We start from the raw sequence: 13,094 nt of genomic DNA, 5'->3' as shown, positions 1-13,094 counted from the left end.
TCTCCCTCCAACGTCAGACGGCCTCATGACTCTTCCGACAGCGACCTACCGGATACAGTTCCGCAACGGCATGACTTTCGATCGTGCCTGCGACCTCGTTCCCTACCTCAAGACGCTCGGCATCAGCCACCTCTACGCCTCGCCGATTTTCACCGCCGTCAACGGCTCGACTCACGGCTATGACGTCACCGACGCCAATGAGATCGATCCGGCGCTTGGGGGTCGCGCCGGGTTCGACCGGCTGACGGAAAGCCTCGCCTCGGCGGGCATGGGACTGGTTCTCGACATCGTTCCGAACCATATGGCCGCTTCGCCTGACAACGCCTGGTGGCGGGACGTGCTGGCCTTCGGCCCGCAGAGCGCCTATGCCAGCCATTTCGACATCGACTGGAGCGAACCGCTGACCCTGCCGCAGCTCGGCCAGGATTTCGAAGAGGCGCTGGCATCAGGCGAACTGCGCCTCGTGCTCGACGAGACGCACGGCAATTTCGCCTTGGCCTATTTTCAGACGCTGTTGCCGGTGAACCCGAGCAGCTACGGCGCGATCGCCAACCGGCTTGACGATCCGGTCGCAATGCGAATGGCCGAGGCCGCGGCCGCGACCTCAGGCGAGGACTTCGCCCGCGCGCTGCGCGACATCCTCTTCGAGGGAGGCGATCGGGCGGTCCTTCAGGAAAAACTCGAGGACGTCTCGTCCGATCGCGAATTCCTGAGGAGCCTGCATGACGAGCAGTATTGGCGGCTGATCCATTGGAAGGAAGCGGCGCGGCATCTGAGTTACCGCCGCTTTTTCGAGGTGACCGGACTGGTCGGCACCCGCGTCGAGGATCCCCATGTGTTCGACGACATGCACCGGCTGGTGCTCGAACTCGTGCGCCATGGCAAGGTGCAGGGCCTGCGCATCGACCATGTCGACGGGCTCGCCGAACCCAAGGCCTATCTCGACAGGCTGAGGGCAGCAGTCGGGACAGACACCTATATCGTCGTCGAAAAGATCCTCGGGGCGGGCGAGGTCCTGCCGGTGAGCTGGCCGGTCGCCGGCACCACCGGATATGAATTCATCGCCGCCCTCGGCGAGCTCTTCATCGACGCCGGCGGCCTGCGGATATTGGACGATGCCTATCGCAGCCTCGCCGGCGAAGCGGGCGATCTCGATGAGGGCCGCCGGCAGGCCAAGCGACAGATGGTCGAGCGCAATTTCGCCGGTGAGACCGGCAGGCTGGTAGCGATGGCGGCCGGCATCTTTCCCGAGATAAGCCGGGAAGAGATTGCCACCGCCATACGCGAGCTGCTGATCGCATTCCCCGTCTACCGCACCTATGGCGACGGTGGTCAGCTGAGCTGGCAGGATTCGGCCGTTCTTGCCGCAACCGCATCGCAAGTGATGGCGCGGCTCGACGACCGGCGCGCGCTCGACTACGTGCTGAAGCTTCTCGAAGGCAAGATCGAAGGCGATGCGGCACACGAATTCCGAATCCGCTTTCAACAGCTGAGCGGGCCGGTCATGGCGAAGGCGATGGAGGATACGCTGTTCTACCGCTATAACAGGCTGCTTGCCGCAAACGAGGTCGGCGGCGAACCGGGCAAGGCGCCCGAGGGCCCGGATGGCTTCCATCGTCGCATGGCCGAGCGGGCGCGGCTGCAGCCGCATGGGCTTTCGGCAAGCTCCACGCACGATACCAAACGTGGCGAGGATGCGCGCGCGCGGCTCTATGTCCTGAGCGAGGGTGCGGATGTGTTTGCCCAGGCGGTAGCGCGTTGGCGTGATATGAACCGGCCCTGGCTGAAGGATCTGCCAGATGGGGCGGCGCCGGAGCCCAATACCGAATGGATGCTGTATCAGGCGCTCGCCGGCGTCTGGCCGGAGGAATTCGACAGAGCACAGATGGAAAACCTTCGCGCCCGCTTTACCGATTACGCGGTCAAGGCGGTGCGCGAGGCGAAATTGCGCAGCGCCTGGACCGACCAGGAGGGCGCCTACGAGGAGGCGATCACAGTCTATGCGGCGGCGCTGGTGTCGCCGGACAATGACGCCTTCCTGGAAGATTTCGAAAGGGTGCTGCAGCCCTTTATTGCGGCCGGCTACGTCAACAGCCTGTCGCAGACATTGCTCAAGCTGACGGCGCCTGGCATTCCCGACATTTACCAGGGCGCGGAAGGTTTCGACTTCAGTCTTGTCGATCCGGACAATCGCCGGCCTGTCGATCACGCCAGCCTGACGGCCTGGCTGGATGAAGCCGGACCCATCGCCAAGCTCCAGGCGGCGGCCTTGAAGCAGCGCATCATCGCAATCGGCCTGCAGCTGCGCCAGCGGCACCCGGTTCTCTTTGCCGGGGGTGACTATCTGCCGTTGAAGACGACGGGCAGCCGCCGTGATCATGTGCTGGCTTTCGCCCGCGTGCACAACAGCGAATTCGCAATCACCGTCGCCCCGCGGCTGATGTTCGGCTGGCTCGATCCCGGCGTGCTTTTTGCCGGCCCGGAGTTCTGGGAGGACACGGGGATCGCGGTGCCCTCCCCTCTCCATGGCTTGAAGGCGGATCTCGTGACGGGAAAAACGATCGAGCCGGGAGGCAGCATTTCGGTCGCCGCACTGCTCGGGAGCCAGCCGCTCGGGCTGATCAGTCCGATCTGAGCCTCGGGCGCGATTTGAGGATCGGGCGACGACGCCGTCGCGCCCGCAACGCGGCGGTTTCGAAAAAATCGATGTCGTCAAGATTAGCGCTTGACCTTCCAGTTGCTGGAAGGTGGATAAGCCTCTCCAACTGCCCTTTGGGGCACAGGAGATAGCCATGGATACCAAGCACGAACACGACGACCATCATCATGACAGCCACGGCGACGGTCACTGCCATTGCGGCCATGATCATCAGGAGAAGGCTGCCGAAGCGGTGATCCGTGATCCCGTCTGCGGCATGACGGTCGATCCGCGAGCCGGCAAACCTTCGTTCGACCACATGGGCCGCCTCTATCATTTCTGCTCCGAGAGCTGCCGCACGAAGTTTGCGGCGCAGCCGCAGGATTATCTGACGGCGAAGGATCCGGTCTGCGGCATGGCCGTTGATCGTTCGACGGCAAAATACTTCGCCAAATTCGAAGGCGAGAAATTCTACTTCTGCTCGGCCGCCTGCCAAACCAAATTCGAGGTTGACCCCTCGGCCTATCGCAACGGCGCCCGTCCGGCGGCAAAGCCGGCGGCGAAGGGTACGCTCTATACCTGCCCGATGCATCCGGAAGTCGTCAGCGACGGGCCCGGCGACTGCCCGAAATGCGGCATGGCGCTGGAGCCGATGGGCATTCCTCCGGCCGACGAAGGACCGAATCCGGAACTTGTCGATTTCGTCAGACGGCTTTGGGTCAGCGCCATCCTTGCCCTGCCGCTGCTGGCGCTCGGGATGGGACCGATGCTCGGCCTGCCGCTCCGGGAAGCGATCGGCGAACCGCTGGCGACCTATATTGAGCTAGCGCTGGCAACACCGGTCGTGCTGTGGGCCGCCCTGCCGTTCTTCCGCCGCGCCTGGGCCTCTCTCGTCAACCGCAGCCCGAACATGTGGACGCTGATCGGCATCGGTGTCGGCACCGCTTATGTCTACAGCGTCGTCGCCACGCTTGCGCCCGGTCTTTTCCCGATGAGCTTTCGCGGCCATGGCGCCTCGGTGCCTGTTTATTTCGAGGCGGCCGCCGTCATCGTCGCCCTGGTCTTCGTCGGCCAGGTGCTGGAATTGAAGGCACGCGAGCGGACCGGCTCGGCAATCCGCGCTCTGCTCGACCTCGCGCCGAAGATGGCGCGGCGTATCGATGCCGATGGCAACGAGAGGGACGTGCCGGTGGAGGAGATCCAGACCGGCGACCGGCTGCGCGTGCGCCCGGGCGAGCGCGTACCGGTGGATGGCTCCGTGCTGGAGGGCCAGTCGACCGTTGACGAATCGATGATATCGGGCGAGCCCCTGCCCGTCGAGAAGACGACGGGCGACGGGCTGACCGGCGGCACGATCAACAAGAACGGCTCCCTCGTCATGTCGGCCGAGAAGGTCGGCGCAGACACGGTGCTGTCGCGCATCGTCGACATGGTCGCCAAGGCGCAGCGTTCGCGGGCGCCTATTCAGGGCGCCGTCGATCGGGTGTCGGCCTTCTTCGTGCCCGCCGTCGTCGCCGTCGCCATCCTTGCCTTCGTCATCTGGGCGGCCATCGGACCGGAGCCGAGCCTGGCAAACGCGCTGCTTGCCGCGGTCGCCGTTCTGATCATCGCCTGCCCCTGTGCGCTCGGTCTTGCAACGCCGATGTCGATCATGATCGCGACCGGGCGCGGCGCTGGCGAAGGTGTGCTGATCAAGGACGCCGAAGCGCTGGAGCGCTTTTCCAAGGTCGACACGCTGATCGTCGACAAAACCGGCACGCTGACCGAAGGCAAGCCTGTGCTCACCGACATCGTCGCCGTCGGCGGCGTCGAGGAGAACGGGCTGCTGTCGCTGGCCGCGAGCCTCGAGCGCGGCTCCGAGCATCCGCTGGCCGAAGCGATCGTTGCCGGCGCCGAAGAGCGCGGTGCCGCCTTCGTGGAGGTGACCGGTTTCGAGGCGAAAACCGGCAAGGGGGTCCAGGGCATAGCCGACGGTGCAAAGGTGGCGCTCGGCAATGCGGCGCTGCTCGCCGATCTCGGCGTCGATCCGTCGGCGCTGTCGGAGAAGACCGAAGTCCTGCGTGGCGATGGCAAGACGGTGATGTTCGTGACGCTCGACGGCAAGCTTGCCGGTCTCGTCGCCGTCGCCGACCGGGTCAAGCCGACGACATCAGCCGCCATCAAGGCGCTGCACGACAGCGGGCTGAAGATCATCATGGCGACCGGCGACAACGAGCGCACGGCGCGGGCGGTGGCGAAAAGCCTCGGCATCGACGAGGTCCGTGCCGACGTGCTGCCGGAAGGCAAGAAGGCGCTGATTGAGGAACTGCGCGCCAAAGGTGCGGTGATCGCCATGGCCGGCGACGGGGTCAACGACGCCCCGGCTCTTGCGACCGCCGATGTCGGCATCGCCATGGGCACCGGCGCCGATGTTGCGATGGAAAGCGCCGGCATTACATTGGTTAAAGGCGATCTCAACGGGATCGTCAGGGCGCGGCGGCTGGCGGAGGCGACGATGCACAATATTCGCCAGAATCTCGGCTTCGCCTTCGGCTACAACGCGCTCGGCGTGCCGGTCGCCGCCGGCATCCTCTATCCGGTTTTCGGCTTGCTGCTCTCGCCGATGATCGCGGCGGCGGCGATGAGCCTCTCGTCCGTATCGGTGATATCAAATGCGCTGAGACTGCGCTTTGCAAAATTATAGGAGACGGCCATGAATATCGGCGAAGCATCCGAGCGGTCCGGCCTGCCTTCGAAGACCATCCGCTACTACGAGGATATCGGCCTGATCCGCCCCGAAAGGGGCGGAAACGGCTATCGCGACTATGCTGCGGCCGATGTTCACAAGCTGCGCTTCCTGCAGCGTTCACGCGGCCTCGGCTTTTCCGTCGAGGAATGCCGGCAATTGCTGGCGCTTTATGAGGACAAAGCCCGGGCGAGTGCCGATGTCAGGGACATTGCCGAGATGAAACTCGGGGAGATCGACCGCAAGATCCGCGAACTGACGGAACTTCGCCACACTCTCGAGCATCTCGTGCATGCCTGCCATGGCAACGACCGGCCGGACTGTCCAATCCTCGAGGAGCTCTCGGACGGTCCCTGACCATTCTGGGAAAGCCGGGAGGGTCTAGCTGACCGTCTGGAACGGCGCCGGCTCGGCGGGCTCGTCCTCGTCTCCGTCCTCAAACACGCCCTCATCGAGGCGATGCTTGATCGCAAGCGCGTAAATCACGTCGAGAATATTGCGGTCCTTGAGATGAGGATCGGTCAGAGCGAGAAGCGAAGCCCTGACGAAAATCAGCGGCGTGATGATCCGTCATGTAATTGTCATAAACAATCGCCGATTTAAGGCACATATGCGTTTGCGGAATTTCCCCGGTTCGGCGGCGGCGATTTCGGGCTGGCATGATTTTTTTTTGCCGCCGGGAATAAAATCAGCCGCGCTTACGTATACTCAAGCATGGAACGCAAAGACCGCCCCTTCGATGTCATCGGACAGCTTGCAGCGCTAAGGCGCTATGCTCGCGCGCTGGTGCGCAACTCGGATGAGGCGGAGGATCTGGTGCACGATGCTCTGGTGCGCGCCTTCGAGAAGCGAAAGAGCTTCCGAAGCGGTGGCAACCTGCGTACCTGGCTGCTTTCCATCCTGCACAATGCCCACATCGATCGTCTTCGCCAGAACCGGTCGCTGGCGCGTCGCCATGACGAAGCGGCTGTCGACGCCGAGCAGTCGCTGCCGGCCGGCCAGGAACATGCGGTGCGCCTGCAGCAGGTGCGCGACGCCTTCTTCGACCTGCCGGAGGAGCAGCGCGAAGCGCTGCATCTCGTTGCCATCGAAGACCTTTCCTATCAGGAAGCCGCCAATGCGCTCGGTATTCCGATCGGCACGCTGATGTCGCGCATTTCCCGCGCCCGGGCGCAGCTGCGCGAATTCGAGGAGAGGTCGCCGCGCGTTTCGCATCTCAAATTAATCGGAGGGAGCGGCAATGAAAGCAGTTGATCCGATCATCGATGCCGATCTCGACGCCTACGTGGATGGCGAGCTCGATGTCGCCCGCCGCATTCAGGTCGAGTCCTATCTCTCGGAGAATCCGGCGACTGCCGCCAAGGTCATGGCCGATCTGAGCATGAAGGGTGAGCTGCGCCTGGCGCTTGCCGGCGAAAATGCCTTCGGCCGTCCCGAGACCCGCGATGCCGCCCGCCGGCTGGAACGTGGCCTTTCCTATGGCCGTATCTTCCATTCCATGCAGCGCATCGCCGCCGTCGGCATTCTGGTCACCACCGGCTGGGTGGCGCATAATTCGTTCGGCGCCTTTTCGGCGACCGAGGTATCGGCGTCGGTGCCCGCACCCGCCTATGTCGAGGATGCCGTCCGCGCCTATCAGACCGCGGCACTGCGCCAATCAATGCCGCCGCAGACGCCGGCCACCTACAGCGCGGACGATATTCGCGCCGCCACCGCCATCGTCATGCCCGAACTGCCTGGGGATTGGAAAGTCGCCGACGTGCAGATCTTCCCGTCCGAATTCGGCCCCAGCGTCGAAATGGCGATCGAGCAGTCGGATGGAAAGCGGCTGTCGCTTTTCGCGGTCCGTCCCGGGGCCTTCGAGGTCAAGCCGGTCAGTCATCTCACGCTGGAAAAAGCAGAAGCCGCCTATTGGCAGATCGGCGAGGTCGCCTATGCGCTGATCGCCGACGACAGCGGTCTCAATCTCGACCAGGCGGCCGAACGGCTCGCCCGCTCGCTCTATTAATTCAAACCGAGGAGATCAGCATGAACCCGATCAATTCCCGCTACGGTGCCGCGGCAGGCACCCAGGCCCTGTTCGACGAGGGCCTGCGCCAGCATATGCTGCGCGTCTACAATTATATGGCTCTCGGCCTCGTCATCACAGGCATCGTCGCCTTCGTCGTCGGCTCGACGCCGGCCCTCTACGTCCCGATCTTCGGCTCGCCGCTGAAGTGGGTCGTGATGCTGGCGCCGCTCGCCTTCGTCTTCTTCTTCTCGTTCAAAATCCAGACGATGTCGGCCAGCACCGCCCAGGTCACCTTCTGGGCCTTCTGCGCCGTGATGGGCCTGTCGCTCGCCTCCGTCTTCCTGGTCTTCACCAAGACGAGCATCGCACAGACCTTCTTCATCACTGCCGCGATGTTCGGTTCCATCAGCCTCTACGGCTACACGACGAAGCGTGACCTGTCGAAGATGGGCTCGTTCCTGATGATGGGTCTGTTCGGCATCATCATCGCCGGCATCGTCAACATCTTCCTGGGTTCGAGCGCGCTGCAGTTCGCGATCTCGGTGATCGGCATCGTCGTCTTCGTCGGCCTCACCGCCTACGACACGCAGAACATCAAGGAACAGTATTCGGAAAACTACGATCAGGAATCGAACCAGAAGCTCGCCGTCTTCGGTGCGCTCTCGCTCTACCTGAACTTCGTCAACATCTTCCAGCTTCTGCTCAACTTCACGGGCGAGCGGGAATAGAACTGCGCTTCTGGGGGCAATGGAAGCGCAAGAGCGTCCGGTCTGCAATCTGTGACAGGATGGCAGACCGGGCGCTCACTCGCAAAGACCCGGCCGGACGTCGACCCGGCCGGTTTTTTCTGTTTCAGATGATGCCCCAGGCGCGGTAGCGGCCGCGGCCGGTGATTTCACGAATGCCGATCTCGTTGACGAGGTTCAGCGCGCCACGCGGCGTGATGCGCAGCTGACGGGCGATCATCGCTGCCGACACCATCGGCCGCGACAGGATGAAGTCGGCAAGTTCCGGCAGGCTGCTGTTCGAGCGGCGGCCGCGAAAGCGCAACTCCATTTGCGTGCGAGCCAGCGACAACCGGTCGATTTCCTTGAGGCCGGCCGCCGCAGCCAACTGCATCGCCTCAAGAAAGGCTTGCAGCCGCGTCGCCCGGTCACGGGCCCGACGCCGCTCGTGGCGCACCAATTTCAGCCCGCTGTAAAAGGAAAAGAGATGGGAAGCGACCTTGCCGCGGGCGCGCAGGTAGCTTTCGACGAGAAGTCCGCCGAGCCAATGCTGACGCCGCAACGGCTCGATCCTGTCCCAGGTTTCGAACAGGATGACGGCGCCGAGAACCGGCGGCAGGCTGTCGGCCAGGGGCAGCACGCCTCGCCACTCCGCAAGCCGCTGCTCCTCATCCCATTCCTCGTCGCCCAGCAGGCCGAGGGGGTCATCGTTGCGCTTGGCCGGAGATATTGCCGCCGCCTCGCCGGACGGCGCTTTGCCCGTATGGATGTCGATGAGCTTCTGCGAGCGGGCAAGAATGGCATCGATCTCGGCCATCTCGGCGGCGAGCGGCGCGTCTCCATCCTCGCCCTCATCGTCGGCCTCGACCGCAGCGGCCGGGCTCTTGGCCTCCTGAGTGAGGCCCTCCCCTTCCCCCGTGGTCGCCGTCAGCGTCGCCAGCCCCGAGGCGCCGAGCGCCCAGGACGGCTCGCCGGTCCAGATGCGCCGACGCGTCCGCAGCACCGAATGGGCGATCGTCAATTCATGGCTCGGAGCGCGGCTATCCATATGCGCGTCGTGCAGAACGAGATCCTCGACATGAACGAGTTCGCCGGCAACCCATAATGCGCCGGCGGCATCGAAGAAATGGCTGCGTTCAGCAAACCCCTCACCCACCGGCGAGCGCAACACCCGCTCGTCCAGTCGCGCCAACGCATCCTCCGCCGCAGCGAGCAATGGAAGTAGGGTCTGAAGCATCGTACCGTCGATATCATAGCGCATTGTTAAGCTTTGCGGTTTTTCACAAATGGAAGCAAAACAGCTATTTTCTTCCGCCATCTATGACATGGTTAACGGTTTGTTTCAACAAAAGCGCGGAGAAGCAAGCAAAGAAGATGGCGATTGCCGATCCACAATCCCTTTAAACCGCTGCGACTGGCGCGAAGCTTTTGAGCCCTTCATCCCGTTTTTCTCGCCATCGGACCATTGGCCCGCATCAATGCCATTAGCATCGGACCGAGCGAGAACTCGCCGCGCTCCGCCCGCCGCGTCAGATCACGCAAATAGCCGCCGGCCGAATTGATATGGCCGCCGCGTTCCAGAATGCAGGCGATCACGGTGGCAGCATTTTCCGGCCCCATGACGTCGCAGGCTTGCTGATAGGCACTGGGGCTGACGCCGAGGGTGGAACGAACGACGACCGCGGCGGCCATCAAATCCCGCCAGCTGCCGATCCCGCCGCCCGGCCCATAGGCAACAATCTCGGGGCAGGCCTGCAGCACCATGGCAAGGGGGAAGGATTTCGGCGGCTCCCGCCACGGCCGCGGCTCTTCCTCCGACTTTGCGCCCTGCTTCGTTTCGAAGCTTGGTTCAAGTTCAGATGTGGGGTGTGGGTTTGAATTATGTATGTGCCAACCGTTTCGGCTGTCATTGGCGTCCGTTTTTTCTGTTTTCGTCTTCGATTCCAGCGTCTTGACGATCAATTGGCGGAAAGCTTCGAGATCGGTCAGCAGGCTTTGAATCTCCGCTGCCGACGGACGGCGCGGCAGGCTTGCCGACAGGCGATTGAAATGCTGCTGCATCTCGATCCATTCGCCGGCGATTTCCTCTTCCAACGCGATCTCGATGAGCTTGGCGATGTCACGCCGGCAAAGGCTCAGCCGCTCTCTCAGGCGCTTCCATTCGAGCTTGTCGGCCTGCACCTGGGCGGCCTGTGCCTCGATCTCGCGAGCGCGCACGAGGAGTGGCGCCAGGCTGAAGCCGAAGGCCTCCCCAAGCCCGCCCTCACCGTTACGGCGGGCGAAACGTTTCCCGTTCGGACTGTCGCGCCGGATGATCAGGCCAGACTCCACCAGCATCGCCAGGTTTCGCCGCAGCGTGGTGCCGGCCATGCCATGCGTGCGCAGCGACAGCTGTTCGTTCGAAGGAAAGACGACGAAACCGTTGGCCTCGGCAATCTCGTTCTTCGGATAGAAGGTCAACAGCGCGTTGAGAACGGCAAGCGCACGATCGGATACGCCGACCATCTCCTTTGCTTCGCAGAGCGCGCGAAAGATCTTCCATTTGTCGACCGATGCATCCGGATCGACCTTGCTGGCATTTTCCTGATTTGCCAGCATGCCAAGCGTCATCGATCGCCGCCCAAAAGGCGTCGATACATATTGAGGCTCCATGTCCCTCACCTTTTTTCAAGGCAAAAGAAATCTACCACCCAAAAGGATGCCGAAGATGCTTGACACTGATTCGAGGAAGTGCGATTCTCAGATTGTCCAGATATGAGAAAGGCTTCCGCGGCGGCAACGTTCGGAGGCTTTTTTCTTTTGCGGTCTACTCTCCTGCTTGCAACTTGCCGGCCTGATAGGCTTCGTAAAGCTCATCGAGACGGCGTGAAATGTAAGCGCCGAAATCCGGCGCATCGCCTGTTTTCAACGCGATCGTGAAGGAATTGCCGGCGCTCCTGATTCGGCCGGCAATCTTGCCGCCGCTCTTCGGCATCCAGTCATATTCGGTTGGCTCGGGCTTGGCCTCTTTCCTGGCAAGCTCGGCGACCAGAAGCTCGAATCGGCGGTCGCTCTCCTGCGCCCTGAACCCTTCCGAGTCGATTAGCTTTGCAAGCCGCGCCGCCGTCGTCCCATTCCAGTCCTGGGCAAGCGCCATCCACTTGCGCCGTCCGATACCAGGCGCGTCCCCCACCAACCTGATGATTTCGGCCGGAATGGCCTTGGCGACCGACAACAGCTTCGATAGCTCCGTCTTGTCAGTGGACAGCGCCTTCATGATGACGGGACGCTCAAAGCCCTTGAGCTCGAGATTGAGAGCGAAGACGGCGCGTTCGATATAGGAAAGGTTCCGGCGCGCCGAATTCTCAATGCCCTGTGCAATGACGACATCGGTATCGTCGAGCTGACGGACGATCGCCTGCACTTTGCGGCCGAGCAGTTTGACGGCCTGCAGGCGGCGATGGCCGTAGGCAATTTGGTAACGCTCGCCGTCTTCAGGATGGCGCCGAACAAGGATCGGCACCTCCTGGCCATTATCGGCAATCGACTGCACCAGCTCGTCCTCGAAATCGAGCGGCTGGTCGGCAAGGCGGTCGCGGACGAAGGAAGAATCGATCAGATCGGGATCGAGTTCGACGATGCGCTCGCCGGAGAGCAAAGCCTCCTGCATCGCCCTGCTCTCTTCCTCCATGCGGCCAAGGGTCAACGCCATTGTCCGAACCGGACCGGCCGATCCGCGCGAAGAAGGCTCCTCGTAGTTGGCCGCGGCCAACTCCTGCGCCGTATCGTCGAAAAGACCTTTCAGGCGGTCGCGTCTGCTCATGTGCGGCCCCAGGCTTTGTGAATGCCGGCAAGAACCTCGCCATTGGCAGCATTGACCGATTCCAGCGCCCGGTCGTACGTTGAGCGGCGCACCTGCCCCTTCTCGATTTCGTAAAGCGTCTGCTTTGTCAGCCCGGCATCGGCGATTGCCGTCGATTTGAGGATGGTTGCCGTCAGCACGTCGTCGCCGAACAGGCTGCGCAGCAGGGCAACGATCTGCGACTGCGGCGCATCGAAGGGTTCGTGGCGGGTGACGACATATTTGATGAAGTCGTGCTGCAGGTCGCCGCCGGCCCTGCGAACCACAGAGAGAAGATCCGAGGTCATCAACAGGAACTGCGACATGGAGGCGACATCGACCATCTGCGGGTGGATGGTGATGAGCAGCGACGTGGCGGCGCAAACGGCGCCGAGGGTGAGGTAGCCGAGCTGCGGCGGGCAGTCGATCACCACCACGTCATAATCGGCCTCGACCTCGGCAATAGCGACGCCAACGCGACGGAAAAACAGCTCGGCCGGCTTCTGGCGATCATTGAGCGCCCGCGGCGTCTCATGCTCGAACTCCATCAGCTCGAGATTGCCGGGCACCAGATCGAGTCCGTCGAAATAGGTCTTGCGGACGATCTCCTTCAGCGGCTTGCGAGCCGCATCGTAGCGGATGGCGCCGTAAAGCGTATCGCCGTCGGAAAGATCGAATTCCGGCTGAACGCCCAGCATGGAGGAGAGCGAGGCTTGCGGGTCGAGATCGATTGCCAGCACCCGGTAACCCTCCAGCGCCAGATATTGCGCCAGATAAAGCGTCGTCGTCGTCTTGGCCGAACCGCCCTTGAAATTGGTGACTGCGACCGTCTGCAACTTTTCGCCGGGGCGACGCCACGGGAGGTAGCTCAGCGCGTCCTTCGGCTTGAGGTTCGCCATATAATGGCGCAATTCATTGATCTGACCGAGCGTATAGGAGCGTCGACCATTCGACGAAAGTTCCGGCTGCGGCCCCTTGCCGTCCAGCGAAAGCTGACGAAGATAACCGTCGGAAACACCGATCATCTGCGCGGCTTCGCCGGAAGAGAACGTGCGCAGCGTCTTCTGCGCAAGCGGCGGAAACAGCTTGTCGCGGAGGAGCTTCAGTTGCCGCGAAAGCTGGCTCGCATGCCGCTCGATCCGCACGTCTGTCGTCGATACGCTAATGTTGTCCAA

General features: G+C 62.7%; 10 protein-coding genes. 6 read left to right on the top strand and 4 right to left on the bottom strand.

What is annotated here, in order from left to right; genetic code table 11:
• Positions 1 to 25: 25 nt before the first annotated feature.
• From treY to NL154_RS25450, 6 genes are all read left to right on the top strand, one after another.
• A complete protein-coding gene (gene treY, locus NL154_RS25475; RefSeq protein WP_434734462.1) occupies positions 26 to 2,635 on the top strand; it encodes a malto-oligosyltrehalose synthase in 2,610 nt (869 codons plus the stop codon).
• Between the two features lie 157 nt (positions 2,636 to 2,792).
• Complete coding sequence (locus NL154_RS25470) at positions 2,793 to 5,321, top strand: heavy metal translocating P-type ATPase (protein ID WP_434734461.1); 2,529 nt, start codon at positions 2,793 to 2,795, stop codon at positions 5,319 to 5,321.
• Between the two features lie 9 nt (positions 5,322 to 5,330).
• Complete coding sequence (gene cueR, locus NL154_RS25465) at positions 5,331 to 5,720, top strand: Cu(I)-responsive transcriptional regulator (protein WP_221144792.1); 390 nt, start codon at positions 5,331 to 5,333, stop codon at positions 5,718 to 5,720.
• Positions 5,721 to 6,077: 357 nt separating this feature from the next.
• The gene (locus NL154_RS25460) at positions 6,078 to 6,617 is read left to right on the top strand and encodes a sigma-70 family RNA polymerase sigma factor (RefSeq protein ID WP_210632469.1); all 540 of its coding nucleotides are present in this window, start codon (positions 6,078 to 6,080) and stop codon (positions 6,615 to 6,617) included.
• Positions 6,604 to 7,371 (top strand): anti-sigma factor family protein, encoded by a 768-nt coding sequence (locus tag NL154_RS25455; protein WP_434734460.1) that lies wholly within the window; start codon positions 6,604 to 6,606, stop codon positions 7,369 to 7,371. Before NL154_RS25460 ends, NL154_RS25455 begins: the two co-directional genes overlap by 14 nt.
• A gap of 20 nt (positions 7,372 to 7,391) precedes the next feature.
• Positions 7,392 to 8,102, top strand: coding sequence for a Bax inhibitor-1/YccA family protein (locus tag NL154_RS25450; protein ID WP_184473408.1), 711 nt, complete (start codon positions 7,392 to 7,394; stop codon positions 8,100 to 8,102).
• A 124-nt stretch (positions 8,103 to 8,226) separates the two neighbouring features.
• Here NL154_RS25450 and NL154_RS25445 read toward each other — a convergent pair whose 3' ends face one another.
• The 4 genes from NL154_RS25445 to repA form a co-directional block, all read right to left on the bottom strand.
• On the bottom strand, positions 8,227 to 9,360 hold the full coding sequence (locus NL154_RS25445) for an RHE_PE00001 family protein (RefSeq protein ID WP_434734459.1): 1,134 nt from the start codon (positions 9,358 to 9,360) through the stop codon (positions 8,227 to 8,229).
• A 176-nt stretch (positions 9,361 to 9,536) separates the two neighbouring features.
• Positions 9,537 to 10,751 (bottom strand): plasmid replication protein RepC, encoded by a 1,215-nt coding sequence (gene repC / locus NL154_RS25440; protein WP_221144786.1) that lies wholly within the window; start codon positions 10,749 to 10,751, stop codon positions 9,537 to 9,539.
• 154 nt (positions 10,752 to 10,905) lie between these two features.
• Complete coding sequence (gene repB, locus NL154_RS25435) at positions 10,906 to 11,901, bottom strand: plasmid partitioning protein RepB (RefSeq protein ID WP_434734458.1); 996 nt, start codon at positions 11,899 to 11,901, stop codon at positions 10,906 to 10,908.
• Complete coding sequence (repA, locus tag NL154_RS25430; protein WP_210632464.1) at positions 11,898 to 13,094, bottom strand: plasmid partitioning protein RepA; 1,197 nt, start codon at positions 13,092 to 13,094, stop codon at positions 11,898 to 11,900. Before repA ends, repB begins: the two co-directional genes overlap by 4 nt.

Origin of the sequence: Rhizobium sp. YTUHZ044, assembly GCF_051123975.1 — a bacterium.
GTDB lineage: Bacteria > Pseudomonadota > Alphaproteobacteria > Rhizobiales > Rhizobiaceae > Rhizobium.
This window is presented reverse-complemented; position numbering and strand designations above follow the sequence as displayed.

Excerpts from the sequence above, each read along its gene's own strand:
- treY (WP_434734462.1), top strand. The coding sequence starts at position 26 with ATGACTCTTCCGACAGCGACCTACCGGATACAGTTCCGCAACGGCATG.
- NL154_RS25470 (WP_434734461.1), top strand. The coding sequence starts at position 2,793 with ATGGATACCAAGCACGAACACGACGACCATCATCATGACAGCCACGGC.
- cueR (WP_221144792.1), top strand. The coding sequence starts at position 5,331 with ATGAATATCGGCGAAGCATCCGAGCGGTCCGGCCTGCCTTCGAAGACC.
- NL154_RS25460 (WP_210632469.1), top strand. The coding sequence starts at position 6,078 with ATGGAACGCAAAGACCGCCCCTTCGATGTCATCGGACAGCTTGCAGCG.
- NL154_RS25455 (WP_434734460.1), top strand. The coding sequence starts at position 6,604 with ATGAAAGCAGTTGATCCGATCATCGATGCCGATCTCGACGCCTACGTG.
- NL154_RS25450 (WP_184473408.1), top strand. The coding sequence starts at position 7,392 with ATGAACCCGATCAATTCCCGCTACGGTGCCGCGGCAGGCACCCAGGCC.
- NL154_RS25445 (WP_434734459.1), bottom strand. The coding sequence starts at position 9,360 with ATGCGCTATGATATCGACGGTACGATGCTTCAGACCCTACTTCCATTG.
- repC (WP_221144786.1), bottom strand. The coding sequence starts at position 10,751 with ATGGAGCCTCAATATGTATCGACGCCTTTTGGGCGGCGATCGATGACG.
- repB (WP_434734458.1), bottom strand. The coding sequence starts at position 11,901 with ATGAGCAGACGCGACCGCCTGAAAGGTCTTTTCGACGATACGGCGCAG.